General features: G+C 55.0%; 23 protein-coding genes. 11 read left to right on the top strand and 12 right to left on the bottom strand.

Annotated elements, in window-relative coordinates; translation table 11 throughout:
• Window positions 1–7: 7 nt before the first annotated feature.
• Window positions 8–670 carry an SDR family oxidoreductase gene (locus ACA373_RS19920; protein WP_253456958.1) on the bottom strand — a complete coding sequence of 221 codons (663 nt, stop codon included), beginning with the start codon at window positions 668–670 and terminating at the stop codon, window positions 8–10.
• Between the two features lie 160 nt (window positions 671–830).
• On the opposite strand from ACA373_RS19920, the gene ACA373_RS19915 reads away from it, so the two are divergent.
• The 3 genes from ACA373_RS19915 (at window position 831) to rluF (ending at window position 4985) form a co-directional block, all read left to right on the top strand.
• Complete coding sequence (locus ACA373_RS19915; RefSeq protein ID WP_253456956.1) at window positions 831–2213, top strand: NCS2 family protein; 1383 nt, start codon at window positions 831–833, stop codon at window positions 2211–2213.
• 104 nt (window positions 2214–2317) lie between these two features.
• Window positions 2318–3997, top strand: coding sequence for an AsmA family protein (locus ACA373_RS19910; protein ID WP_370734988.1), 1680 nt, complete (start codon window positions 2318–2320; stop codon window positions 3995–3997).
• An 88-nt stretch (window positions 3998–4085) separates the two neighbouring features.
• Window positions 4086–4985 (top strand): 23S rRNA pseudouridine(2604) synthase RluF, encoded by a 900-nt coding sequence (gene rluF, locus ACA373_RS19905; protein WP_369896568.1) that lies wholly within the window; start codon window positions 4086–4088, stop codon window positions 4983–4985.
• Here rluF and fabY read toward each other — a convergent pair.
• Genes fabY through yihX form a run of 4 tightly spaced genes read right to left on the bottom strand, consistent with a single transcriptional unit; the run spans window position 4982 to window position 7853 of the window.
• On the bottom strand, window positions 4982–5923 hold the full coding sequence (gene fabY, locus ACA373_RS19900; RefSeq protein ID WP_253456948.1) for a fatty acid biosynthesis protein FabY: 942 nt from the start codon (window positions 5921–5923) through the stop codon (window positions 4982–4984). The two genes, rluF and fabY, sit on opposite strands and share 4 nt — an antisense overlap.
• A gap of 47 nt (window positions 5924–5970) precedes the next feature.
• Window positions 5971–6408, bottom strand: coding sequence for a D-aminoacyl-tRNA deacylase (gene dtd / locus ACA373_RS19895; RefSeq protein WP_370734987.1), 438 nt, complete (start codon window positions 6406–6408; stop codon window positions 5971–5973).
• Window positions 6344–7267, bottom strand: a complete 924-nt coding sequence (locus tag ACA373_RS19890) for a virulence factor BrkB family protein (RefSeq protein ID WP_369896567.1) — start codon at window positions 7265–7267, stop codon at window positions 6344–6346. The genes dtd and ACA373_RS19890 overlap by 65 nt, the downstream gene beginning before the upstream one ends.
• Window positions 7254–7853 carry a glucose-1-phosphatase gene (gene yihX, locus ACA373_RS19885; protein WP_253456940.1) on the bottom strand — a complete coding sequence of 200 codons (600 nt, stop codon included), beginning with the start codon at window positions 7851–7853 and terminating at the stop codon, window positions 7254–7256. The genes ACA373_RS19890 and yihX overlap by 14 nt, the downstream gene beginning before the upstream one ends.
• On the opposite strand from yihX, the gene ACA373_RS19880 reads away from it, so the two are divergent.
• Window positions 7852–8010: a hypothetical protein gene (locus ACA373_RS19880; protein ID WP_369896566.1), complete on the top strand. Its 159-nt coding sequence runs from the start codon at window positions 7852–7854 to the stop codon at window positions 8008–8010. The genes yihX and ACA373_RS19880 overlap by 2 nt on opposite strands.
• On the opposite strand, the gene typA is transcribed toward ACA373_RS19880, so the two are convergent.
• Entirely contained in the window at window positions 8007–9830 is a 1824-nt protein-coding gene (gene typA, locus ACA373_RS19875; protein ID WP_125290646.1) for a ribosome-dependent GTPase TypA, read from the bottom strand. The two genes, ACA373_RS19880 and typA, sit on opposite strands and share 4 nt — an antisense overlap.
• A gap of 433 nt (window positions 9831–10263) precedes the next feature.
• On the opposite strand from typA, the gene glnA reads away from it, so the two are divergent.
• From glnA to ACA373_RS19855, 4 genes are all read left to right on the top strand, one after another.
• Window positions 10264–11673 carry a glutamate--ammonia ligase gene (glnA, locus tag ACA373_RS19870; RefSeq protein ID WP_253456937.1) on the top strand — a complete coding sequence of 470 codons (1410 nt, stop codon included), beginning with the start codon at window positions 10264–10266 and terminating at the stop codon, window positions 11671–11673.
• Between the two features lie 220 nt (window positions 11674–11893).
• Window positions 11894–12943, top strand: a complete 1050-nt coding sequence (gene glnL, locus ACA373_RS19865) for a nitrogen regulation protein NR(II) (RefSeq protein WP_253456934.1) — start codon at window positions 11894–11896, stop codon at window positions 12941–12943.
• A gap of 7 nt (window positions 12944–12950) precedes the next feature.
• Window positions 12951–14360, top strand: a complete 1410-nt coding sequence (gene glnG / locus ACA373_RS19860; protein ID WP_253456931.1) for a nitrogen regulation protein NR(I) — start codon at window positions 12951–12953, stop codon at window positions 14358–14360.
• Between the two features lie 109 nt (window positions 14361–14469).
• Entirely contained in the window at window positions 14470–14586 is a 117-nt protein-coding gene (locus tag ACA373_RS19855; protein ID WP_148101258.1) for a YshB family small membrane protein, read from the top strand.
• Window positions 14587–14656: 70 nt separating this feature from the next.
• Here ACA373_RS19855 and hemN read toward each other — a convergent pair whose 3' ends face one another.
• Both hemN and yihI read right to left on the bottom strand, forming a co-directional pair.
• Complete coding sequence (hemN, locus tag ACA373_RS19850; protein ID WP_301731004.1) at window positions 14657–16027, bottom strand: oxygen-independent coproporphyrinogen III oxidase; 1371 nt, start codon at window positions 16025–16027, stop codon at window positions 14657–14659.
• 238 nt (window positions 16028–16265) lie between these two features.
• Window positions 16266–16787, bottom strand: a complete 522-nt coding sequence (gene yihI / locus ACA373_RS19845) for a Der GTPase-activating protein YihI (protein ID WP_253456928.1) — start codon at window positions 16785–16787, stop codon at window positions 16266–16268.
• 555 nt (window positions 16788–17342) lie between these two features.
• On the opposite strand from yihI, the gene yihA reads away from it, so the two are divergent.
• Window positions 17343–17978 (top strand): ribosome biogenesis GTP-binding protein YihA/YsxC, encoded by a 636-nt coding sequence (gene yihA, locus ACA373_RS19840; RefSeq protein WP_253456926.1) that lies wholly within the window; start codon window positions 17343–17345, stop codon window positions 17976–17978.
• Between the two features lie 386 nt (window positions 17979–18364).
• Here the strand turns inward: yihA and polA are convergent, their stop codons facing one another.
• The 4 genes from polA to ACA373_RS19820 all read right to left on the bottom strand — a co-directional run bounded on the left by polA (window position 18365) and on the right by ACA373_RS19820 (window position 23573).
• Window positions 18365–21154, bottom strand: coding sequence for a DNA polymerase I (gene polA, locus ACA373_RS19835; RefSeq protein ID WP_253456923.1), 2790 nt, complete (start codon window positions 21152–21154; stop codon window positions 18365–18367).
• 405 nt (window positions 21155–21559) lie between these two features.
• Window positions 21560–22189 carry a thiol:disulfide interchange protein DsbA gene (gene dsbA / locus ACA373_RS19830; protein WP_253456921.1) on the bottom strand — a complete coding sequence of 210 codons (630 nt, stop codon included), beginning with the start codon at window positions 22187–22189 and terminating at the stop codon, window positions 21560–21562.
• 47 nt (window positions 22190–22236) lie between these two features.
• Window positions 22237–23229, bottom strand: coding sequence for a serine/threonine protein kinase (locus ACA373_RS19825; RefSeq protein WP_301253376.1), 993 nt, complete (start codon window positions 23227–23229; stop codon window positions 22237–22239).
• A 74-nt stretch (window positions 23230–23303) separates the two neighbouring features.
• Window positions 23304–23573, bottom strand: coding sequence for a YihD family protein (locus tag ACA373_RS19820; RefSeq protein WP_125290661.1), 270 nt, complete (start codon window positions 23571–23573; stop codon window positions 23304–23306).
• 75 nt (window positions 23574–23648) lie between these two features.
• Here ACA373_RS19820 and mobA point away from each other — a divergent pair, with 75 nt between their 5' ends.
• Both mobA and mobB read left to right on the top strand, forming a co-directional pair.
• On the top strand, window positions 23649–24242 hold the full coding sequence (mobA, locus tag ACA373_RS19815) for a molybdenum cofactor guanylyltransferase MobA (protein ID WP_370735002.1): 594 nt from the start codon (window positions 23649–23651) through the stop codon (window positions 24240–24242).
• A complete protein-coding gene (mobB, locus tag ACA373_RS19810; RefSeq protein WP_370734986.1) occupies window positions 24239–24745 on the top strand; it encodes a molybdopterin-guanine dinucleotide biosynthesis protein MobB in 507 nt (168 codons plus the stop codon). Before mobA ends, mobB begins: the two co-directional genes overlap by 4 nt.
• Window positions 24746–24952: the final 207 nt, after the last annotated feature.

Here is a 24952-nt window from a genome sequence, read left to right as displayed (position 1 = left end):
TCTGCGGCTACCGGCCGCTAAAGGCAGCCATCGCGGCGACCGCCTCGTTAACGGGCTGCTCGCCGCCGGTTAACTCAATAATCACCCTTTTCACCTCTGGCTGCTCAATCAGCGAATGCAGCACAGCGGCCACATCATCGCGCGGGATGGTGCCGTAAGGGATGGCCAACCCGGCGTTGACTTTTCCCGTGCCCGCTTCGTTAACCAGCGTGCCGGGCCGCAGGATCACCCAGTCCAGTGAGGTGGCGGAAAGCATCACGTCGGCCTGCTTTTTTACCTGCATATAGTGCTCAAAGCCCGGCGAAGGCGCCTTGCCCCTTCCGGCATCCGGAAAAGCGGAAACCAGCAGAAAACGCTGAATACCGGCCAGCCTGGCGGCCTCGGCAGCGAAGCGCGCGCCACGGCCGTCAATGCCGTCGGTGAGATCTACGCCAGCGCCTGCTGCGCCTGCGGAGAACACCACGGCATCGCAGCCCTGCATCGCCGCCGCCAGCCTTTCGCTACTGGTGTTCATCAGGTCGATATTGACCGGTTTTACACCATCGGCTTCCAGCGCCTCTTTTTGACTGTCCCGACGATGCAGCCCCGTTACCTGATGGCCCGCATTGACCAGCCGTTTTCTGAGACGTCGCCCCACGCCGCCCGTTGCGCCAATAATAAATACGTTCATTGTGTGCTTCCTTTTTTCTGGCCCGCAGGCGCGATGATTAAGCTTAGTGAATTGTGGTTCGCTTTGCCGTCCGGCGTTTAGCCGATGCTGTTGGCAATCGTTTGCTTTTGCCGTGGAGAAGCTTAAAATCGCCACTTTGTTCGCCACGGAACCCCTGAGCATGTCCGCTAATTTTTCTGAAGCCAGCCGCAGCGCAGCGCCCGCTGCAAAAAGTGAATTAATTTACCGCCTTGAAGATCGTCCCCCGCTGCCGCAAACGCTGTTTGCTGCCTGCCAGCATTTGCTGGCGATGTTTGTGGCGGTTATCACGCCCGCACTATTGATCTGCCAGGCTTTGGGCCTGCCCGCTCAGGACACGCAGCATATTATCAGCATGTCACTGTTCGCCTCCGGGGTCGCCTCGGTGCTGCAAATAAAAACCTGGGGGCCGATAGGATCGGGACTGCTGTCGATTCAGGGCACCAGCTTTAACTTTGTGACGCCGCTGATCATGGGCGGCATGGCGCTGAAAAACGGCGGCGCGGATGTGCCGACCATGATGGCCGCCCTGTTCGGCACGCTGATGCTGGCTTCCGTTACCGAAATGGCGCTTTCCCGCGTGCTGCATCTGGCGCGCCGCGTAATTACGCCGCTGGTTTCCGGCATTGTGGTGATGATTATCGGTCTGTCGCTGATCCAGGTCGGCCTGACCTCTATCGGCGGCGGTTTTGCCGCCATGGGCGATCACACCTTTGGTGCGCCAAAGAACCTGCTGCTCGCCGGCGCGGTGCTGCTGGTGATTATTTTGCTGAACCGCCAGCGTAATCCTTATTTGCGCGTGGCTTCTCTGGTGATAGCCATGGCCGTTGGCTATCTGCTGGCCTGGCTGATGGATATGCTCCCCGCCGGAACCGCCGCAACGAACCAGCCGCTGATTGCCGTGCCACAGCCTTTCTATTACGGGCTGGGCATCGACTGGAATTTGCTTATCCCGCTGATGCTGGTGTTTATGGTGACCTCGCTGGAAACCATCGGCGATATTACCGCCACTTCCGACGTTTCCGAACAGCCGGTCAGCGGCCCGCTCTATATGAAGCGGCTGAAAGGCGGCGTGCTGGCGAACGGCCTGAACTCGTGCGTCTCGGCGCTGTTTAATACCTTTCCCAACTCCTGTTTTGGACAGAACAACGGCGTGATCCAGCTGACCGGCGTCGCCAGCCGCTACGTTGGCTTCGTGGTGGCGCTGATGCTGATCGTGCTGGGGCTTTTCCCGGCGGTCAGCGGCTTTGTGCAGCATATTCCTGAACCGGTGCTGGGCGGCGCGACCATCGTTATGTTTGGTACGATTGCGGCCTCGGGCGTGCGCATCGTCTCGCGCGAGCCGTTGAATCGTCGGGCGATTATGATTATTGCGCTGTCGCTGGCGGTGGGACTGGGCGTTTCACAACAGCCGCTGATCCTGCAATTCGCACCGGAATGGCTGAAAACGCTGCTCTCTTCCGGCATCGCCGCCGGCGGCATTACCGCTATCATCCTGAATCTGCTTTTCCCGCAGGAGAAATAGCGTAAACGGCAGAGGGCAAAGCGCCTTCTGCCGTCTTCCCAGGGTTGAGCTTCGCGCATAAATCAGGCATAACACCCCTTATTGCAAGCGCACAGGGATAGCTCATGAAATTTGTTGGAAAAATTCTTCTTTCGCTGCTGGTTATCCTGCTGGCATTGGTCATTGTGTTGTATCTACTGCTGCAAACTCGCTGGGGAGCCAGCTGGCTCAGCCGCACCGTTAGCCAGCACAGTAGTTATCAGCTGGCAGTCGGCAAGCTGGAGCATAATTTTTCCGCGCCATCGCATCTCATCCTTCATGACGTTTCGTTCGGCCATAAAACCCGACCAGCCACCCTGGTGGCAAAAAGCGTCGACTTAGGGTTAAGCGCCGGGCAGTTTTCACGGCCGCTGCATTTTGCCAGCGTTTTGCTTAACCAGGGTACGCTAAGAATTACCAGCAAAACCAGCCAACTGCCTCTTTCCGCAGCGCGTTTGCAGCTGAGCGAAATGGCGGTTAGCAGCCATCACGACATGCTGCCCCTGGACGCTCAGCACGTAAACGGCGGCGTGATGCCGTGGCAGCCCGAGGCGACAAGCTTTATCGGTAATAATGCCAGCTTCCAGTTCAGCGCCGGATCGCTGACGTTTAAAGACATTCCCGCCAGGAATGTGCTGATTGAAGGCCGCATCAGGTCCAAACAGCTGGAGCTTAGTAATATGGGCGCCGACGTGGCGCGCGGATCGGTGACGGCCAGCGCACAGCGTGACGAGCAGGGCAGCTGGCAGGTCAGCACGCTAAGGCTGAACAATCTGCGTCTGCAAAGCAGCAAAACGCTTGCCGAATTTCTACAGCCTCTACTGACGCTGCCCGTCGTGCATTTCGAGCGAGTGGATGTAACCGATGCCCGACTGGAAGGTCAGAACTGGGCGGTGACCGATCTTAATCTGGCGTTGAAAAATATAACGCTGCGCGACGGCGACTGGGAAAGCGAGGACGGCTCGCTGTCGATGAACGCCAGCAGCTTTGTAAATGGCGCGCTGCTGCTGAACGATCCTATCGTTAATATGACCTTCTCGCCGCAGGGCGCGGCGCTGACGCAGTTCAGCTCCCGCTGGGTTAACGGGCTGATCCGCGCGTCAGGTAACTGGACGCGCAGCGATAAAAAGCTGACGCTGGATGACGTGGTAATCGCCGGGCTGGAGTACACGCTGCCGCCAGCCTGGCGGACGTTCTGGCTTAGCTGTTTACCGGCGTGGCTGCACGCTGTGGAAGTAACAAAGCTGAACGTCAGCCATAACCTGATTATTGATATCGATCCGGATTTTCCCTTCCAGCTGACCTCGCTGGATGGCAACGGCAGCAACCTGCTGCTGGCGCGCGATCGGGAATGGGGCATCTGGGGCGGCAACCTGAGTTTTAACGCAGCGGAAGCGACCTTTAACCGTGTGGATCTGCGTCATCCTTCTCTCGCCCTGACGGCGGACAGCAATGCCATTAACGTCACGGAGATGAGCGCGTTTCCCCGCAGCGGCCTTCTCGAAGGGCTGGCAACGGTTTCGCAGCAGCCGCAGCGCGCCTTTTCGCTGTCGCTGCATGGCCGTGAAACGCCGCTGAATCTGTTGCAGGACTGGGGATGGCCAGCGGTGCCCCTGACCGAAAACGGTGAGCTGACGCTGAAGATGCAGGGCAGCCTGGCGAAAGACGCGCCGCTGAAGCCTTCCGTTAACGGCTCGCTTTCCGCTGTTGCTGGCGATAAGTCAGTTCAGCAGACCGTGCAGGCAGGTAATCTCGGCAGCAGGTAAAAACGCTGTCCGTAAGCGGACTATATGATTAACCCGTATTCGCAACGTAGCGCGGTTAATGTATAGTCCGCTTTTTTACGGAGGAACCATGCTGACCAACTCATCCATACGTCTCAATAAATACATTAGCGAGAGCGGTATCTGTTCTCGTCGCGATGCCGATCGCTATATCGAACAGGGAAATGTCTTTATTAACGGCAAGCGGGCCGCCGTTGGCGCGCAGGTTTTTGCCGGTGACGTGGTGAAAGTGAACGGTCAGCTTATCGAGCCGCGCGATGAGGAAGACCTGGTCTTTATCGCCCTGAATAAGCCCGTCGGCATTATCACCACCATGGAAGAAGGCGAGCGGGATAACATCAGCGACTTCGTTAACCACAGCAAGCGGGTTTTCCCTATTGGCCGCCTGGATAAAGATTCGCAGGGCCTGATTTTCCTGACCAATCACGGCGATCTGGTCAATAAAATTCTGCGCGCCGGAAACAACCACGAAAAAGAATATGTGGTCACGGTAAACAAGCTGGTGACGGATGAGTTTATTGAGGGCATGAGCGCTGGCGTGCCGATGCTGGGCACGGTGACGCTGAAATGCAAGGTGCAAAAGGAAGCGCCGTTTGTTTTCCGCATTACGCTGGTGCAGGGGCTTAACCGCCAGATCCGCCGCATGTGTAAGCACTTTGGCTACGAGGTCACTAAGCTCGAACGCACGCGCATTATGAACGTCAGCCTGAAAGGCCTGCCGCTGGGCGAGTGGCGCGATCTGACCGACGACGAGCTGACCGAGCTGTTCGGCCTGATTGAGGATTCCTCATCCGAAGCGAAACCCGCCAAAAAAGCGCAGGCGAAAGCGAAGCCCGCCGCCGCGAAGAAACCGTCCATCGGCGGGCCGAAAGGCGGCGATAAAGGCGGTAAAGAAGGCGCGAAGACGCCGGGCAACCTGGCCTCCCGCAAGCGCTTTACCCAGCCGGGCCGCAAGAAAAAAGGCCGTTAAGGCATATTCGATCCGGCTGGCTCCAGCGGGCCATCCGGATCGGCAGGCAACACAATATAGACGCCCTCAAATACCGCCCCGCACTCTTCATTGCCAAACAGCTCGACTTCCAGCTGAACGCGCGCCTTGCGTCCCCGGGCCAGCCTGTCCAGATCGCCGCTCAGCGAGCCTAAGTCCGCTACCGCGCCCGGCCTGCCGCTGATGGGATGACTGTAGCGGATATGCGCATCGGCCAGGATAATGGTGCCGCCTAAATGCCGCTCGCGCAGCAGCAGCCAAATCAGCCCCCAGCCGGTCAGCGTCGCCAGCGAAAACAGGCTGCCGGCGAACAGCGTATGGTGCGGATTCTGGTTGCCGGTTTCCGGCATCGTGGTGATAAATTTTTGCCCGGTATACTGCAAAATACGCACGCCCATTTTTTCGCTGAGCGGGATGTGCTCGTACCAGGCCTGCTGCAGCTGCCCGCACCAGTCGGCACGATGCAGAATATCGTCCAGCGTGATCACCGGCTTAATCATTAAAAAATGACGAACCGGCGTTGTCTGTGGCACGGTGATTTCGCCCTGATTGACGTAGCCAAGCTTGGCGAAAAATTCGACGGCGTCTTCACGGGCGCTGCACACCACGCGCTTGGCCCCTTCCTGACGCGCCACCGACTCCAGCGTCATCGCGACCAGCGTGCCCAATCCTTTGCCCTGCACCGCCGGGTGCACGGCAAGAAAGCGAATGGCCGCCTCGTTATCCGCATTGATATAGAGCCGCCCTGCGGCAACCGGCGCGCCGCTTTCATCCACCACCATTTGGTGATGCGCAAAGGCATCCCAGGCGTCGCGCTCCGATCCCTTGGGCTGGCGAAGCGGTTTACGCAGCATTTCCCAGCGAAACTGGTAGTAGATATCCAGCTCTTCTGCGGTTTCAGGTACACGAAGATGATACATAAAGTGATTCTCTTTTTCCGGAGCGCCCGTTAGCCTTTCCGACCGCTTCATACCTGAAGCCAGAACGTCACCGGCCCGTCATTAACCAGCGATACCTGCATATCCGCCGCAAAGCGGCCCGTCTCGGTGACAAGGCCTCTTTCGCGACAGCAGGCGACAAAGTACTCATATAACCGCTCGGCCTCTGCTGGCACCGCGCCGCCCGAAAAGCCTGGGCGCATGCCTTTTTGCGTGTCGGCCGCCAGCGTAAACTGCGAAACCACCAGCACGCTGCCGCCAGCCTGCTGCACGTTAAGATTCATCTTGCCGTTCTCATCGCTGAAAATGCGATAGCCCAACACGCGGTCGCACAGCCGCTGCGCTTTTTGCTCGTCGTCGCCTTTTTCCACGCCCAGTAAGATTAGCAATCCCGGCCCGATTTCACCGATGGTCTGACCGGCTACCGTCACGCTGGCGCTCAGCGCTCGTTGAATTAAGGCAATCATTCTCTTCCTTTTCTTCTTCCTGTTTAAGCTGGCGATAGTCGCCGAGAGAGGCGGTGATCTCTGCACCCAGCAGGACAATACACCATGTCCAGTAAACCCAAAGGAACAGAATAGGGATAACCGCCAGCACGCCATAGATAAGCTGATATGAAGGGAACATCGTAACATAGAGCGCAAAGCCTTTTTTCCCCAGCTCAAACAGCAGCCCCGCCACCAGCGCGCCGACCAGCGCATCTTTCCCCGGTACCTGCCGCGTTGGCACAATGCTGTAGAGCAGCCAGAAAGCCAGCCAGGAGAGCAGCAGCGGAAAAATACGCAGCCCGTAGTCAATCAGTCCGCTGACGCCGCTGACCGAAGCCCAGCGCAGCGACAGCAGATAAGAGCTGATCGCCAGGCTGGCACCCGCCAGCAGCGGGCCAAGCGTCAGGATCATCCAGTAGACGGCAAAAGAGTAAACGAGGGGCCTTTTGCGCTTGCTGCGCCAGATGACATTTAGCGCGCTGTCGATGGAGTACATCAGCAGCAGCGCCGTCACCACCAGCCCGCAGGCGCCCACCGCCGTCATTTTATTGACGTTGGCGACAAACTGTTCCAGATAGCTTTGAACTACCGTGCCGGACGCCGGCACAAAGTTCTGAAAGATAAACAGCTTGAGCTGCCTGCTGACATCGGCGAAGGCCGGGAACGCGGCGAACAGCGCAAATACCACCGCCACCAGCGGCACCAGCGACAGCAGCGATACGTAGGCAAGATGCCCCGCCAGCAGCGTCATGCCATCCTCGTCGATACGCTGCCACAGCAGCTTTATCCAGCGCCAGGTCGCCCGCAGGCGGTGTCGATAATGGTTAATCGGCCGCATTAGCGAAAAAGGCCGGTATGGTGGTCGCATCAAATACGGGCACGCTCTGAATGCCCAGCGCCTGCGCCGCGTCGATATTTTCCTGGTTGTCGTCAAAGAAAATAGCCTGGTCGGCGGTGAAGCCCTCTTCGCTCAGCACCTGCTGATAGATACGCGCTTCCGGCTTGCGCATCCCCATCTCCTGGGAAAGATAGAGCTTGTCCGCCGCGCTTTGTACCTCAGGATACTGCGACGGCCAGAAACGCTGATGCAGCCGGTTGGTGTTAGACAGGATCACGACCCGATGGCCGCGCGCGCGCAGTCCGTTCATGATACGGATGGTGTCCGCCCTGACGCCGACAAAAACAGCCTGCCAGCCTGCGGTGAACTGTTCGAAGCTCAGCGCCAGACCCAGCTCGTCGCACAGCTGTTCGGCAAAATCCTCGTCGCTGATTTCTCCTCGTTCATGACGATGAAAGCTTTCTCCCATCGTAAAACGGCTTTGCAGCGTGGCCAAAGGCACGCGTCCCAGATCGCTCCAGACGCCCAGAACCCGGTTGAAATCAATATCAACAATGACGTTACCTAAATCAAAGATATACAGCATGGCCATCTCCATTTGTTCCGGTAAGGTATTCACTCTAGCGGTAAAAAGAGAAGCTGAACAGGGCAGGATTTTGAAATCTGGAAGGAAGGTTCCACAGGCGAAAAAAACAGGGCCGGAAAGATCCGGCCCTGTATTACAGCTTAAAAAAAGCGATTAAGCTTCTTTGCTGCCGCGTGATGCGCGTTTACGATCGTTTTCAGTCAGGTGACGTTTACGGATACGTACGGACAGCGGAGTCACTTCCACCAGCTCGTCGTCATCGATAAATTCAATCGCCTGCTCAAGCGTCATCTTGATAGCCGGCACCAGCGTGGTCGCTTCGTCAGTACCGGAAGCACGCATGTTGGTCAGCTTCTTACCGGTCAGACAGTTCACGGTCAGGTCGTTAGAACGGCTATGAATACCGATAATCTGGCCTTCATAAACTTCTGCGCCGTGACCCAGGAACAGCTTACCGCGATCCTGCAGGCTGAACAGGGCGAAAGCTACCGCTTTACCCTGGCCGTTAGAGATCAGCACGCCGTTCTGGCGCTGGCCCACTTCGCCCGGACGAATATCGTCGTAGTGGCTGAAGGTGGAGTACAGCAGGCCGGTACCGGAAGTCATAGTCATGAATTCGTTACGGAAGCCGATCAGGCCACGGCTTGGGATCACGTAGTCAAGACGTACGCGGCCTTTGCCATCCGGATCCATGTTTTTCATGTCCGCTTTACGTTCGCCCATCGCCTGCATCACAGAGCCCTGATGCTGCTCTTCGATATCCAGGGTGACGTTCTCGAACGGCTCCTGCTTACGACCGTCAATTTCGCGGAAGATAACTTTTGGACGGGATACCGCCAGCTCAAAGCCTTCACGACGCATGTTTTCGATCAGTACGGACAGGTGCAGTTCACCACGGCCGGAAACGCGGAATGCATCGGCGTCTTCGGTCTCTTCCACGCGCAGCGCAACGTTGTGCACCAGCTCTTTACGCAGACGATCCAGGATCTGACGAGAAGTAACGAACTTACCTTCTTTACCGCAGAACGGCGAGGTGTTGACGTTAAAGAACATGGTAACGGTTGGCTCATCAACGCTCAGCGCCGGCAGCGCTTCCACATTCTGTGGGTCACAGATGGTGTCGGAGATGTTCAGCTCGCCCAGACCGGTGATAGCGATGATATCGCCCGCTTCCGCTTCGGTCGCGTCGATACGCTCCAGACCCAGGTGAGTCAGCACCTTGCCGACTTTACCGTTACGGGTTTTGCCTTCGCTATCGACGATGGTGACCTGCTGGTTCGGCTTCACTTTGCCGCGCTTGATGCGGCCGATGCCGATAACGCCAACATAGTTGTTGTAGTCCAGCTGCGAGATCTGCATCTGGAACGGCGCTTCCATTTCTACCTGTGGAGGAGAAACGTGCTGCACGATGGCTTCATACAGCGGGGTCATGTCTTCTGCCATGTCGCTGTGGTCAAGACCAGCAATACCGTTCAGAGCAGAAGCGTAGATAACCGGGAAGTCGAGCTGTTCGTCGGTCGCGTCCAGGTTAACGAACAGGTCAAAGACCTGATCCACAACCCAGTCAGGACGTGCGCCAGGGCGGTCAACCTTGTTGATGACCACGATCGGCTTCAGACCATTAGCAAACGCTTTTTTGGTCACGAAGCGGGTTTGCGGCATAGGGCCATCCATTGCATCCACAACCAGCAGCACCGAGTCGACCATAGACATCACACGCTCTACCTCGCCGCCGAAGTCGGCGTGTCCCGGGGTATCCACGATGTTGATACGGTAGTCGTTCCATTTAATGGCGGTGTTTTTTGCGAGGATGGTAATCCCACGCTCTTTCTCCAAATCGTTGGAGTCCATTACGCGTTCGGTCGCTTCGGTGCGGGCGTCAAAGGTCCCGGACTGCTGCAGCAACTTATCAACCAGGGTAGTTTTACCATGGTCAACGTGGGCAATAATGGCGATGTTACGCAAATTTTCGATCACAGCTTTGCCTCAGGCATTAGAAATAGCGCGCTATTGTACACGGATTAATCGAAGAGCTGAACAGGATCACAGTTTTCAATTAAAGATAACTTTCGGGATTGCTTTCGGGGCCGTTTCCGGTGCAAAAAACACCCTTTATCAGAAAAATGCACTATTATTGTGCACTGACCGCACGCAAAAGCACCATAATGGTGCGCGACTTCCATCATGGTGCAGCTCCCGTTTCACGAGAGGGCGCATCATAGCGCTTTTTTCATCAATTAAGAAAGTTGGCATAGTTTTCGCTTTAATTATAACAAGCGAAAGAGGCCAGTTTCCACAACGGTTGCTAAGCAGTCAGAGAACATAATTATCGGTCGGCTGGGCGAGATAAGCAAAGCGCACCGCGAAAGTTCTCTAACCGACGACCATGACAAATCCAGGAGAGTTAAGTATGTCCGCTGAACACGTTCTGTCGATGATGAACGAGCATGAAGTCAAATTTGTTGACCTGCGCTTCACTGACACCAAAGGTAAAGAGCAGCACGTTACCATTCCTGCTCACCAGGTTAACGCTGACTTCTTCGAAGAAGGCAAAATGTTTGACGGCTCCTCCATCGGCGGCTGGAAAGGCATTAACGAATCCGACATGGTGCTGATGCCGGACGCGACCACCGCGGTCCTGGATCCTTTCTTTGAAGACTCTACGCTTATCATTCGTTGTGACATCCTTGAGCCAGGCACCATGCAGGGCTACGATCGCGACCCACGTTCTATCGCCAAGCGCGCCGAAGATTTCCTGCGTTCTTCCGGCATTGCGGACACCGTGCTGTTTGGCCCGGAGCCAGAATTCTTCCTGTTTGACGATGTGCGTTTCGGCGCGACCACCTCTGGCTCTCACGTGGCTATCGATGATATCGAAGCGGCATGGAACACCGGCAAAGAATATGAAGGCGGCAACAAAGGCCACCGTCCGGGCCTGAAAGGCGGCTATTTCCCGGTGCCACCGGTCGACTCTTCACAGGACATCCGTTCTGCTATGTGTCTGACCATGGAGCAGATGGGTCTGGTTGTTGAAGCTCATCACCACGAAGTGGCGACCGCAGGTCAGAACGAAGTGGCCACCCGCTTCAACACCATGACCAAAAAAGCCGACGAAATTCAGATCTACAAATATGTCGTGCACAATGTGGCGCACGCTTTCGGCAAAACCGCGACCTTTATGCCAAAACCAATTTTTGGCGATAACGGTTCCGGTATGCACTGCCATATGTCCCTGTCCAAAGGCGGCACCAACCTGTTCGCTGGCGACAAATACGGCGGCCTGTCTGAAATGGCCCTGTTCTACATCGGCGGTGTGATCAAGCACGCTAAAGCGATCAACGCGCTGTCTAACCCGACTACCAACTCCTACAAGCGTCTGGTTCCGGGTTACGAAGCGCCGGTTATGCTGGCCTACTCTGCCCGTAACCGTTCCGCCTCTATCCGTATTCCAGTGGTTGCCAGCCCGAAAGCGCGCCGTATTGAAGCCCGCTTCCCGGATCCAGCCGCTAACCCATATCTGTGCTTCGCCGCGCTGCTGATGGCTGGCCTGGACGGCATCATCAACAAGATCCATCCTGGCGACGCGATGGACAAAAACCTGTACGACCTGCCGCCGGAAGAAGAAGCTGAAATTCCAAAAGTAGCCGGCTCGCTGGAAGAGGCGCTGAACGCGCTGAACGAAGACCGTGAGTTCCTGACTCGTGGCGGCGTGTTCACCGACGACACCATCGATGCGTACATCGACCTGCGCAAGGCTGAAATGGATCGCGTTCGCATGACGCCGCACCCGGTTGAGTTCGAACTGTACTACAGCGTCTGATTTCTGACTCCGGCGACTCGTCGCGTTAAAGCGGCTACGGCAGGCTCAGTGATTCGGGTGAACACGGGCCGCAGCGTAACGAACGCCGGAGATAGTGTTGCCGTGGAAATTTTCAGCCCATCTCCGGATGGGCTTTTTTCGCCGTGAGCGCCACGCGCAGAGAGACGAATTTCAGGTTCCATGACTATAATGCACTAAAATGGTGCAGGAGAACGCTGTTATGGCAACAGGCACGCAGCCCGATGCCGGGCAGATCCTCAACTCGCTGATTAACAGCATACTGCTGGTCGACAGCGAACTGGTGGTGCATTACGCCAATCCCGCCGCTCAGCAACTGCTGGCGCAAAGCTCCCGCAAGCTCTTTGGCACGCCGCTGCCGGATTTGATGGGCTATTTTTCCCTGAACATCGGGGTGATGCGCGAGAGTCTGAATGCCGGTCAGGGGTTTACCGACAGCGAGGTTACGCTGGTCGTCGACAGCCGCGCGCATATTATGTCTTTAACGGCGCAGCTGCTGCCGGACGGGCTAATCCTGCTGGAAATGGCGCCGATGGACAATCAGCGTCGCCTCAGTCAGGAACAGCTTCAGCATGCTCAACAGGTCGCCGCACGGGATTTAGTTCGCGGGCTGGCGCATGAAATTAAAAATCCGTTAGGAGGATTACGCGGCGCGGCGCAGCTGTTGGCAAAAGCCCTGCCTGACCCGGCCTTAACGGAATATACCAAAGTCATTATCGAACAGGCCGATCGCCTGCGTAACCTGGTGGATCGCCTGCTTGGCCCGCAGCAGCCGGGCATGCACGTTACGCAAAGCATCCATCAGGTCGCCGAGCGCGTGGTTAACCTGGTCTCAATGGAGCTGCCCGATAACGTTACGCTGATCAGAGATTACGACCCCAGCCTGCCGGAGCTGCCGCATGACCCGGACCAAATCGAACAGGTGCTGCTAAACGTGGTGCGTAACGCGCTACAGGCGCTGGGAGAAAAAGGCGGTGCCATTACGCTGCGCACCCGCACCGCATTTCAGCTAACGCTGCACGGCGTCCGCTATCGCCTGGTGGCCCGTATCGATATTGAAGATAACGGCCCCGGCATTCCGGCTCAGCTACAGGACACGCTGTTTTACCCGATGGTGAGCGGCCGCGAAGGCGGCACCGGTTTAGGCCTGTCGATCGCCCGCAGCCTGATCGATCAGCATTCGGGAAAAATAGAATTTAACAGTTGGCCTGGCCACACCGAATTTTCCGTTTATTTGCCTATTCGCCAGTGAGGTTTCTATGCAACGAGGGATAGTCTGGATCGTCGATGACGATAGCTCCATCCGCTGGGTGCTTGAACGCGCGCTTACTGGAGCCGGTTTAAACTGCGCCACGTTTGACAGCGCGAGCGAGGTGCTGGACGCGCTTGCCACCAAAACCCCGGACGTTTTGCTTTCCGATATTCGTATGCCCGGCATGGACGGACTGGCGTTACTGAAACAAATTAAGCAACGTCATCCGATGCTGCCGGTAATTATTATGACCGCACACTCCGATCTGGATGCGGCCGTCAGCGCCTATCAGCAAGGCGCATTCGATTACCTGCCAAAACCCTTTGATATCGATGAAGCCGTGGCGTTAGTGGAACGCGCGATCAGCCACTATCAGGAGCAGCAGCAGCCGCGCAACCAGCCGGTCAGCGGCCCGACTACCGATATCATCGGCGAAGCGCCGGCGATGCAGGACGTGTTTCGTATTATCGGCCGCCTCTCGCGTTCTTCAATCAGCGTATTGATCAACGGCGAGTCGGGCACGGGCAAAGAGCTGGTGGCGCACGCGCTGCATCGCCACAGCCCGCGCGCGAAGGCGCCTTTTATCGCGCTGAACATGGCGGCTATCCCGAAGGATCTGATTGAGTCGGAGCTTTTCGGCCATGAGAAAGGCGCATTTACGGGCGCTAATCAAATCCGTCAGGGACGTTTCGAACAGGCCGACGGCGGCACGCTGTTTCTGGATGAAATTGGCGATATGCCGCTGGATGTGCAGACTCGTTTATTACGCGTGCTGGCCGACGGCCAGTTTTATCGCGTCGGCGGCTATGCGCCGGTCAAAGTCGACGTCAGGATCATCGCCGCCACGCACCAGAACCTGGAGCTGCGGGTACAGGAAGGCAAATTCCGCGAGGATCTGTTTCACCGCCTGAACGTTATCCGCGTGCATCTGCCGCCGCTGCGGGAGCGTCGTGAGGATATCCCTCGTCTGGCGCGCTATTTCCTTCAGGTCGCGGCACGCGAGCTGGGCGTCGAGGCAAAAATTCTGCATCCCGAAACCGAAACGGCGCTGACCCGCCTGCACTGGTCAGGCAACGTGCGCCAGCTGGAAAATACCTGCCGCTGGCTGACGGTGATGGCCGCCGGCCAGGAAGTGCTGATCCAGGATTTGCCGCCGGAGCTGTTTGAAACCGCCACGCCGGACAATCCCGTGCAGTCACTGCCCGACAGCTGGGCGACGCTGCTGGCGCAGTGGGCCGATCGCGCGCTGCGTTCCGGTCATCAAAACTTGTTATCGGAAGCACAGCCAGAGATGGAGCGCACGCTGCTGACTACCGCGCTGCGTCATACACAAGGCCACAAGCAGGAAGCGGCGCGACTGTTGGGATGGGGGCGAAACACGCTGACCCGCAAGCTGAAAGAGCTGGGTATGGAGTAAAGCAGAAGAAGCATAAAAAAACGTCGATTCGCGCATTTTTTATGCTTTTGCGACTTTACACATCGGTATCAGTCAGTATCATTCTGAACCGTTATCGGGGAGGAAGATAATGCTGGAATCGTTAATTCATGTGGTGACGCACTACGCGCAGACGGGTGCCGCGCATCTGCCGCAAACGGCTATGGCCGCCGTGCTGTGCGCAGCGATGCTGAAATTTCCAGGCTGAGGCGCCAAAAATTTCAGCACTAAAAAGCCGGGAACGTTTTTGTTTCCGGCTTTTTTATGCTCGCCTCTTTTCAGATCACCCGCGAGAACTGCTGTAGGCGCGTTTGCTGGCGTAGATAGCGGTCAAAGCACATGCAGATATTCCTGACCAGCAGGCGCCCCTTAGAAGTGACCTGAAGGCCTTTCTCGCTGCGCTCCACCAGCCCGTCTGCAATCAGCGGCTCAAGCAGCGCCAGATCCTCCGCAAAATAGTCGGTAAAGGTGACGCCGTGCGAGGTAAAAGCGGCGAAATCCAGCGAGAAATTACACATCAGCGTTTTAATCACCTCGCGGCGCAGGATATCGTCGCCCGACAGCTCTACGCCGCGCCAGAGCGCCGTACCCTGCTTAGCCACGGCGTCATACCACTCTTTTAGCCCTTTCTGGTTTTGCGCATAGCCGCCGCCGATCATACTGATGGCGGAGACGCCCAGGCCCAGCAGATCGTTGTCTCCCTGCGTGGTATACCCCTGGAAGTTGCGATGCAGCTTGCCTTCCCGCTGGGCAACGGCCAGCTCGTCCTCCGGTCTGGCAAAGTGGTCCATACCGATAAACTGGTAGCCGGAGGCCATCAGCGCGGCAATGGACTGTTGCAGGATGGTCAGTTTCTGTTGGGGATCGGGCAGATCGGCCTCTTTAATTTTCCGCTGCGCGGCAAAGTGCGCGGGCATATGCGCATAATTGAAGACGCTAAGCCTGTCGGGGTTCAGCGCAATGACCTTTTGCAGGGTAAAGGCAAAGCTTTCCGGCGTCTGCTTCGGTAAGCCATAAATCAAATCGAGATTAACAGAGCTGAAGCCCACCCGCTTTGCCCGCTCGATAAGCGCGACGATAGTCTGCTCATCCTGTACGCGGTTAACCTTTTCCTGCACCTCTTTATTGAAATCCTGCACACCCATGCTCAGCCGGGTAAAACCTGCGGCAAAGAGATGATCGATCACGTCCGCTTCAATTTCTCGCGGATCGATTTCAATGGAAAGCTCCGCCTCGTCGCTGAAGGCAAAGTGCTGACGCAGCAGCGCCATCAGTGTGGAAATCTGCGCTTTACTGAGAAAAGTAGGCGTGCCGCCGCCCCAGTGCATCTGTGTCACGGTTCGGTTGCGGAAAAGCGCGGCGCGACTGGCGATTTCTACGGCTAAAGCTTCCAGATAGTCGTCAGCTTTATGCTGATGACGGGTAACGACTTTATTACAGCCGCAGAAGTAACAAAGGCGATGGCAGAAAGGAATATGAATATAAAGCGACAGCGGGCGATGGGGAGTACGCTGGCTGGCACGGATAAAATCGGCTTCGCGGTAAGCCTCGCTGAACTCCAGCGCGGTAGGATAAGAAGTGTAACGGGGACCCGAGATATTATATTTTTGCAGCAGGACGGGATCCCACTCAATTGTCTGCGTCACGATATTCTCTCCTGCATTGGCGTGTTGACCGTCGCGGAGGCGCTGTCGGCAGGACGGTCGGTCTGCGTAGCCGGGCTTTCAGCCGGGACAGACGCCGTAGTTTACCCAACATCCAGAGCAGGCAGCAGAACAGAATCAGCAGGTAAATTGATCCAGGCCAAATCATTGGCAGAGATACCTTATGCAGAAACGGCGCCCGTTGGCGCCGTCCTTTAAGTAAGTCCGAAAAGCATCGCCGGGATTAATTACCGCCTTTAAGCAGGCGATACATATCCTCTTCAGCTTCTTCATCTTCGACTTCGTCATCCAGCGCGATCCCCAGCTGTTCCATCAGCGTGTCGATGCGATCCAGCGTCTGGTCAAGCCACGCCTGCTCTTCTGCTTTCAGGGTGTCGCCATTTTCCAGCCGATCCAGCAGCGCATCCAGCCGCTCGTCGTTTTCGAGCTTCGCCAGCTCTTCTTCCGGCGTCAGACGGGGTTTCTTCTCTTCGGCTTTTTTCACCGGCTTAGCTTTTTTCGCGGGCTGCGCGGCAGCAGCGCCCAGCGCTACCGGCGTTTTACTGCCAATACGTGGATCTTTCTCTTTAGCGCTTTCGCCGTTTTTCTTTGTCGCCGCTACGGGGTTAGCGCGACTGCCGGAGGCGTGGCCGCGATGTTTCTTATCGCGTTTACGATCGCGCGCTTCCGTGTTGATTTCATCGCGCGTTTTACGCTTCGCTTTTGCCGCCGGTTTTTTCTGCGAATCGCGTACAGGTTGCTTCATGGTTTCTGCTCTCAGACTGTTTATCTTCAGTATAGAATTGCGGCGGAATCTAGCAGAAAGCAGACAAAGAAAAAAGGCGCCAGGTCACCCTGTCGCCTTTTTTCGCACCTTCCGCAGAAGGACTGACTAAGTCAGCATCCTTTTTGGCATCCAACTTCCCGGTTTTCCCTTGCCATGCCGTCCTCCGTGGACGCAGTCCTTTCCCTTCAGATGAGCCGTTCCCCGACACTTTCCTTCCCTGCTCAGTACCTTCCTGGCATCCCCCTGAGCGCTTCATCCTGAAGTGAGCCATCCTGGCTCTGACAACAAATGTAGACTATATGGAGAAACTCACAAGGTAAGTTACGAAAAAATTTATTAATGTTTGGCCTTAAAATAATAAGCTATTGATTTTAAATAACTTAATTTTTAAAAGCTGGAAAGAAAAGGTAAAGTTCTGGCAAAAAGTATAGCCAATCTCTTACAAAGCCACCGCCGCGCCGCGTGCGGCTGGGCGCTTTTAATCCATACAGGGTATACTCTGCGCAATTGTTCTTATTATCTGGAGTTTCTAACTTGTCTGGCTGGAATTATAACCTTACCCACTTTGTCACCAGCGCGCCCGACATCCGCCACCTTCCAGCCGATATCGGTATTGAAGTGGCGTTTGCAGGACGCTCTAATGCCGGCAAATCCAGCGCGTTGAATACGCTAACCAATCAGAAGAGCCTGGCCCGTACCAGTAAAACGCCCGGCCGCACCCAGCTGATTAACCTGTTTCAGGTCACCGAAGGCTATCGCCTGGTGGATTTGCCTGGCTATGGCTATGCCGAAGTGCCGGAAGAGATGAAGTTAAAATGGCAGCGTTCGCTGGCAGAATATCTTCAGATGCGTCAGTGTCTGAAAGGGCTGGTTGTGCTGATGGATATCCGTCATCCGCTGAAGGATCTGGATCGGCAGATGATTGAATGGGCGGTACAGAGCGGCATTCAGGTGCTGGTGCTGCTGACCAAGGCGGACAAGCTGGCTTCCGGCGCGCGTAAAGCGCAGTTAAATCTGGTACGCGAAGCCGCTAAAGGGTTCGTCGGCGATGTACAGGTTGAAGCTTTCTCTTCGCTTAAGAAATTGGGCGTCGATAAATTGCGCCTGAAACTGGACAGCTGGTTCAGTGAAATTCCACCAGCGACGGAAGAAACGTTACCAGAAGCCTGATATCCGGCTGAACGACGCCCAATAAAAAACGCCCCAGTCATAACGACTGGGGCGGCTAATATTCAGCCAAATCCGGTTACGTGAAGTAAACGGTTTGAAAGATAGAACATCTTACCTCTGTACCCTACATCTTCAACTCTACATGATTTTTTCAGGCCTCAAAAGGATTTTTTACCGCCCCGTTTCACAAAATTCCCTTTTTTATCGAATACACTTCACAGAAAAATAGTTTTCAGGTAGCGAAGGCGCAAAAAAAATGTTTGAGCGATAACAGGTTAGCGCTGGCGTTATGCACGGTGTTATCGCTTATAAGCGCTCATTAATTGACAGGCTAAAGCGCTTTCTGGCATCACATTGATAAAGCCGGGCCTTAGCCCGGCCTCAGATTAATGCGCTTCGTCCCAGTTATGCCCTACGCCCACATCGACACGCAGCGGCACGTCCAGCTGCATACTGTTTTCCATCAGCTCGCGGATTTTCACCGTTGCCGCTTCGATTTCCGACGTTTTCACCTCAAATACCAGTTCATCGTGAACCTGCATGATCATCTTCACATCAGGATTAGCCTGCGGCGTCAGCCAGCCGTCGACGGCAATCATAGCCTTTTTGATGATATCGGCAGCCGTGCCCTGCATTGGCGCGTTGATTGCTGCCCGCTCGGCCGCTTTGCGACGCATCGCGTTGCTGGCTTTAATGTCCGGCAGATAAAGACGACGACCATCCAGCGTAGAGACATAGCCTTTTTCCGCCGCCTGCTGGCGCGTGCTTTCCATATATTCCAGCACGCCAGGATAGCGTTCAAAATAGAGATCCATGTATTTTCTGGCTTCGCCCGCGCCGATATTAAGCTGACGCGACAAACCAAAAGCGCTCATGCCGTAAATCAGGCCAAAGTTGATAGCCTTTGCGCTGCGACGCTGCTCGCCCGTCACCTTATCCAGCGCCATGCCAAACACTTCCGCCGCCGTGGCACGGTGAATGTCTTCTCCTGCCGAGAAGGCGCTCAGTAACCCTTTGTCCTGAGAAAGGTGCGCCATAATACGCAGCTCGATTTGCGAGTAGTCCGCCGCCAGGATCTGATGGCCCTCAGAAGCGATAAAGGCCTGGCGGATACGACGTCCTTCCTCATTGCGTACCGGAATGTTCTGCAGATTAGGATCGGTAGAAGAAAGGCGTCCCGTGGCCGTCACCGCCTGATGATAAGAAGTGTGCACGCGGCCGGTCAGCGGATTAATCATTACCGGCAGTTTGTCGGTGTAGGTTGATTTCAGCTTGGAAAGGCCACGGTGCTCCAGAATAACTTTTGGCAGCGGATAGTCCAGCGCCAGTTCGGCCAGCACTTCCTCGCTGGTGGACGGCGCGCCGCCGGGCGTTTTCTTGGTTGGCTTAATCCCCTGTTTTTCAAACAGAATAGTTTGCAGCTGTTTAGTAGAGGAAAGATTAAAGGGCTCACCCGCCAGCTCGTGCGCTTTCTGCTCCAGCTCTGCCAGACGCGTGGTCAGCTCCTGAGAATGTTTGGCAAGGATAGCCTGGTCAATCAGCACGCCGTTACGTTCAATACGGGAGATCACCGTCACCAGCGGCATTTCGATATTTTCGAAAACCTCTTTTGGCCCCTGCTCTTTTTCCAGCTCCGGCCACATTTTCAGATGCAGCTGTAGCGTTACGTCCGCATCTTCCGCCGCATAGTGCGCCGCTTGCTCAAGGGCAATCTGATTAAACGTCAGCTGCTTTTTACCTTTCCCGGCGATTTCCTCAAAGGTCACGGTTTTATGGTTCAGCCAGCGTGAAGCCAGCGTATCCATATCGTGACGGCCCACCACGCTGTTTAGCGCGTAGGATTCCAGCATGGTATCGAATTTAATACCGTGCAGTTCAATACCATAGTTGTTCAGCACGCCGCGATCGTATTTCAGGTTCTGACCAACTTTGAACAGTTTTTTATCTTCCAGCAGCGGTTTCAGGCGCGCCAGCACCTCTTTACGATCGAGCTGCAAAGGTGCGTCGAGGTAGTCGTGAGCAACCGGCAGGTAAGCGGCCTCACCCGGCGCCACAGCGAAAGCGATGCCGACGATATTGGCGCTCAACGTATCCAGCGAATCGGTTTCCAGGTCAAAAGCGAAAAGCTCGCTTGCCTGTAACTTTTGCAACCAGTCGGCAAAGGTCTCCTCGTCAAGGATAGTGACGTAGCCATCCGTCGCCAGAATGCTGGTCGCTTCAGGCTGCGGGCTTTCCGGCTGTTCCGCCAGGGTTTTCTGTGCAGCAGCGCCGCCCTTTTTCCCCTGTAGCCATTTACCCTCTTCCAGATCGGTGATCCAGCGTTTGAATTCATAGCGACGGAACAGCGTCAGCAGTTCTTCGACAGCAGGCTCGCTAACGATCAGCTCTTCACAGCCTGCATCGAGCGGCACATCAGTTTTGATGGTGGCCAGCTGGTAAGAAAGGAGAGCGACCTCCTTGTTTTGCTCCAGCTTAGCCGCCATGGTTTTGGCACCGCGGAAGGAGAGATCGGCGACTTTATCCAGGTTCTCATAGATATCTTTAATACCGCCAAGTCCCTGTAACAGCGCCTGCGCCGTTTTCTCGCCTACGCCCGGCACGCCCGGAATATTGTCCGAAGCGTCGCCCATCAGCGCCAGAAAATCGATAATCAGCGAGGGTGGAATGCCGTATTTCTCCACCACCTCGTCCGGGCCAAGAATAGCGTTATTCATGGTGTTGATAAGGGTGATATTTGGCGTGACCAGCTGCGCCATATCTTTATCGCCGGTGCTGATTAAAACGGGTATGCCCTTTTTACCCGCCTCCAGCGCCAGGGTACCGATAACGTCATCGGCTTCCACGCCCGATACCGCTAATAACGGCAGTCCCATTGCCCTGACCATATTGTGCAGTGGCTCAATCTGCGCACGCAGATCGTCCGGCATAGGCGGCCGATGGGATTTGTAGTGCTCAAAAAGTTCATCACGAAACGTTTTGCCCTTGGCATCGAAAACGACCGCAACATGGCTGGGTTTATATTGCAGCAGCAGGCTGCGCAGCATATTCAGCACGCCGTACATAGCGCCGGTAGGGTCGCCGGCGCTGTTGGTCAGCGGAGGAAACGCATGATATGCGCGATACAGGTAGGACGAGCCATCTACCAGAATAAGCGGGTTTTCTGCAATTTGTGCCATAGGTTTGTCACATTCCGGGTTAAATTTCACTATAGGGTAAGGATGCCACAGCTATACCGGAAATATGAAATATCTCCGGGCGACACGCCTTTGTTTTGCGGCCTGTTTCGCAAACGCTTCCTGTGGATAACTTTGTGCGTAAATTTCATAACATATTAATACAGCTGGCGTACCGGGCTATACCAATTATTTAAATCGATAATTTTCAATAACTTAAATATTTAACCGCTAAGGATCCTTGCCCAAAGGTAATTTGCATTAATGTGGATATAAATTAGCGGCTAAACGATCTGGTGGATCTTTAGCAAGAAAAAGCGATCGGAAGAATTTTGATCTGACGAGGAAATGAAGAGGCGGTTTAACCGACACAGCGAGGTTGAAACCCTCGCTGCGTCAAAATATGGCTTACTTTTGGGTTAACAGGAATTTTACGACGTTAGCGTATTGCTGCGTGTAATTATCCATCGAGCTGGTATCCAGGCCACCGTTGTTAACCATATATTTACCGTTAACAAACATCGCCGGCACGCCGCGCAGATCGACATCGACCGCTGCTTTTTCCTGCTGGGCTACCAGCGATTTCACCACAAAGCTGTTCCAGGCCGCATCGTATTCTTCCGGCTTGATGCCGGCTGCCTTCACAAAGGCCGCTTTCAGGCTGGCCGGATCGGTGATGGTCTGGGTTTTCTGGATGCCTTCAAACAGCGGAGCAGTGACTTTATCTTCCACACCCAGCGCCATGGCAACGGCCCATGCCTGAGTCACCACTTTGCCCATTTCGCCGCCGAGGAATTCAACGTGATATTTAGTCACTTTAGTGCCGGCAGGCACGGCTTTTTTCACCGCGTCGCTAACGTGCCAGACGTGTTCGAATTCATAGCAGTGCGGGCAGAAGAAAGAGAAAAACTCCACAACCTGAGGCTCGCCGGTAACAGGTTTCTGTATCGTGACGTACTGCTGTCCATCGGTAAACTGGGCAGCAGAAGCGCTGAACGCCAGAAAAACACCAATCAGCGCGAATAAAATCTTTTTCATCTGGAAACTCTCTCCTAACAGCAAAAGAGGCTGACCGGAAAAGGCGATCAGCCCTGGAATGCAGGCATCAGCTGCAGCGGTGGCTCCTGCAACAGCCGGGTCTGCTCATTGAAAATAGCGATCTGTCTGCGCCAGAAATCTTCGTCCGTCATCCATGGAAAGCTGGCCGGAAACGCCGGATCTTCCCAGCGGCGCACAATCCACGCCAGATAATAAACCATCCTCATAGCGCGTAAAGGCTCAATCAGTGACAATTCGTGTGTGTCGAACTCGCAGAATTCACCGTAGGCTTCCAGCAGGATATCCCACTGAATACGCTGCTCCTGAAGATCGCCGTTAACCAGCATCCATAGATCCTGTACGGCAGGGCCATTACGAGCGTCGTCCAGATCCACAAACAGCGGGCCATCGCGCCACAGAATATTGCCGGGATGGCAATCGCCGTGCAGACGAAGCGGCTGCCACTGAGTATGCCAGCACTTTTGTAAAGTTGCGCTGAGCAGATCGACGCTTGCCAATAAATTCTGTTTCAGTTTGGCCGGGATCAACGTGCTGGATTCAAGCACCTGACGAGGTTCGTGGATATACTCCTCCAGACCAAAGGTCGGACGAGCATCAAAGGTTTTTTTACGTCCCGTCTGGTGAATACGTCCCAGAAAACGACCAACCCATTCCAGATGGTCGTAGTTATCCGTTTCGTATTGCCGTCCTCCCAGGCTGGGGAAAACGGTAAACCAGTAGCCGTTATGTTGATGTAGCGTTTGCCCTTGCAGCACAAGCGGTGCGGCCACGGGGACCTCATCAGCCAGCAGCTCGGCAGTAAACCGGTGTTCTTCTTCGATTTGCAGCGAAGACCAGCGCTGAGGGCGATAGAATTTCACCACGTAACGCTTTTTGTCCTCGTCGGAAAACTGATATACCCGATTTTCGTAGCTGTTCAGCGCGGTAAGCCCCGATTCAACGCGGATGCCCGTTTCCCAGAGCGCATCCAGGATCGTATCAGGATTAAGGTTTTGAAAGTTAAAGGCGGGTTCAGTCATCCGGCGTACTCATCGATAATCGTCATGCATTGAGGATACCATTAATCGCCGGTACGTCGGATGAACAGCGGCAGTTAATCTTTAATAACGCCGCGCGCGCGAAGCAGCGCCGTTTTGAAATCGTCTTCATAATCTTTTTGCAGGCCCGGGATAGCTTCGCTTTTGTCAGCATTGCGTAGTTTAAGATGATAAATCAGCACGTCATCGCTCAGGTCGGCCAGGGGCTGAGTAAATCCTGCCTCATCCGCCATTTTCTGCAAAAATTGCACTAAATTCAGGTCGGGTTCCTGTTGCCAGGCTGGCTGCAGCAGTGAAATTAACTCGTTAAGACGGTGACATTTCATAATAGGGTTCCTGTGAGATTCGGGTTCCGCTACGGTAGCAGGGTTAATCCCACAAAAAAAGAGGGTCTACAGCTTATGCGTTTTTGCGGTTCAGATACCGTTTCGATTACAGGCGTCATTCTTGCAGGCGGGCGCGGCAGCCGCATGGGCGGCGAAGATAAAGGGCTGGTGCTGTATCAGGGAAAACCGCTCTATCAGCACGTTCTGAGTCGCCTACGACCTCAGGTCAGCCGTGTGTGTATCAGCGCCAACCGTAATTTGTCTGTCTATCAGCAAACCGGCCTGTCGGTTATAACCGATACGCTGCCGGATTTTCCGGGGCCGTTAGCCGGTATGCTGGCAGCGCTGGAAAAAATCGAGACGGAATGGGTGGTTTTTGTCTCTTGTGACACCCCTTTACTGCCAGAAGATTTAGTTTCTCGCCTGTGGCAGGCTAAACGGGATGCACCTGTGGTTTGGGCTAAATCTGACGGACGCGATCATCCCACTCTGGCATTAATGCATGTCAGTTTAATTGAGCAGCTGAAAAGCTTTCTGACAAAGGGAGAACGGAAGGTGATGATTTTTCTCCAGCAGGCAGGCGGACACAGCGTGGATTTTAACGATTGTCCTGACGCGTTTAATAATATTAATCGTTATGAAGATCTTATTGCAGGAGAACGCGGATGATCCCCCTTTTAGCCATCGCGGCCTGGAGCGGGACAGGCAAAACGACGCTGTTAAAGCAGGTTATTGCCATTTTAAAACAGCGAGGGATCCGTACAGGCCTGATCAAGCATACCCATCATAATATGGATATCGATACGCCCGGCAAGGATAGCTATGAATTACGTAAGGCAGGAGCCGATCAGGTGATGGTTTATAATCCGCAGCGTTGGGCATTGATTACCGAAACGCCTGAGCATAATGAGCCGGATCTTCGCTTTCTCGCCAGCCGTATGGATCCTTCTCTGACAGATATTATTTTAGTGGAAGGTTTTAAACATGAGCCGGTGCCCAAAATAGTGCTGTGGCGTGGAGGGAGCGAACAGCGTTTCAGCGAGCTGTTTGATGAACACGTTATTGCGGTTGCCGCAGATTCTGCTTTCTCTTTGCCTGTGCCCTTGCTGGATATTAATAACGCAATTATGGTTACAGACTTTATTTTAAACTGGTTAGAAGAACAGCAGTAAGTAGGGCATCACTGGCCCGCAGCCGGGCCGTAAAGGGAGATTCCGGGCCCCTGCGCGCTTTATCCGCTGCGGGGCCGCTTTTTCCCGGCCCACAAACGCAAAAAACCCCGACCGTGAGGTCGGGGCTGTTGCAATTTGATGCCTGGCAGTTCCCTACTCTCGCATGGGGAGGCCCCACACTACCATCGGCGCTACGGCGTTTCACTT

This window comes from Erwinia sp. STN24 (assembly GCF_041320675.1).
GTDB classification, from domain to species: domain Bacteria; phylum Pseudomonadota; class Gammaproteobacteria; order Enterobacterales; family Enterobacteriaceae; genus Erwinia; species Erwinia aeris.
This window is presented reverse-complemented; position numbering and strand designations above follow the sequence as displayed.

Coding starts and splice junctions, on each gene's coding strand:
- ACA373_RS19910 (WP_370734988.1), top strand. CDS start 2,318: ATGAAATTTGTTGGAAAAATTCTTCTTTCGCTGCTGGTTATCCTGCTG.
- rluF (WP_369896568.1), top strand. CDS start 4,086: ATGCTGACCAACTCATCCATACGTCTCAATAAATACATTAGCGAGAGC.
- ACA373_RS19825 (WP_301253376.1), bottom strand. CDS start 23,229: ATGACTGAACCCGCCTTTAACTTTCAAAACCTTAATCCTGATACGATC.
- mobA (WP_370735002.1), top strand. CDS start 23,649: ATGCGTTTTTGCGGTTCAGATACCGTTTCGATTACAGGCGTCATTCTT.
- dsbA (WP_253456921.1), bottom strand. CDS start 22,189: ATGAAAAAGATTTTATTCGCGCTGATTGGTGTTTTTCTGGCGTTCAGC.
- ACA373_RS19880 (WP_369896566.1), top strand. CDS start 7,852: ATGGCCATCTCCATTTGTTCCGGTAAGGTATTCACTCTAGCGGTAAAA.
- glnL (WP_253456934.1), top strand. CDS start 11,894: ATGGCAACAGGCACGCAGCCCGATGCCGGGCAGATCCTCAACTCGCTG.
- fabY (WP_253456948.1), bottom strand. CDS start 5,923: ATGTATCATCTTCGTGTACCTGAAACCGCAGAAGAGCTGGATATCTAC.
- glnA (WP_253456937.1), top strand. CDS start 10,264: ATGTCCGCTGAACACGTTCTGTCGATGATGAACGAGCATGAAGTCAAA.
- ACA373_RS19890 (WP_369896567.1), bottom strand. CDS start 7,267: ATGCGGCCGATTAACCATTATCGACACCGCCTGCGGGCGACCTGGCGC.
- dtd (WP_370734987.1), bottom strand. CDS start 6,408: ATGATTGCCTTAATTCAACGAGCGCTGAGCGCCAGCGTGACGGTAGCC.
- yihI (WP_253456928.1), bottom strand. CDS start 16,787: ATGAAGCAACCTGTACGCGATTCGCAGAAAAAACCGGCGGCAAAAGCG.
- ACA373_RS19920 (WP_253456958.1), bottom strand. CDS start 670: ATGAACGTATTTATTATTGGCGCAACGGGCGGCGTGGGGCGACGTCTC.
- yihX (WP_253456940.1), bottom strand. CDS start 7,853: ATGCTGTATATCTTTGATTTAGGTAACGTCATTGTTGATATTGATTTC.
- polA (WP_253456923.1), bottom strand. CDS start 21,154: ATGGCACAAATTGCAGAAAACCCGCTTATTCTGGTAGATGGCTCGTCC.
- glnG (WP_253456931.1), top strand. CDS start 12,951: ATGCAACGAGGGATAGTCTGGATCGTCGATGACGATAGCTCCATCCGC.
- ACA373_RS19855 (WP_148101258.1), top strand. CDS start 14,470: ATGCTGGAATCGTTAATTCATGTGGTGACGCACTACGCGCAGACGGGT.
- ACA373_RS19820 (WP_125290661.1), bottom strand. CDS start 23,573: ATGAAATGTCACCGTCTTAACGAGTTAATTTCACTGCTGCAGCCAGCC.
- ACA373_RS19915 (WP_253456956.1), top strand. CDS start 831: ATGTCCGCTAATTTTTCTGAAGCCAGCCGCAGCGCAGCGCCCGCTGCA.
- mobB (WP_370734986.1), top strand. CDS start 24,239: ATGATCCCCCTTTTAGCCATCGCGGCCTGGAGCGGGACAGGCAAAACG.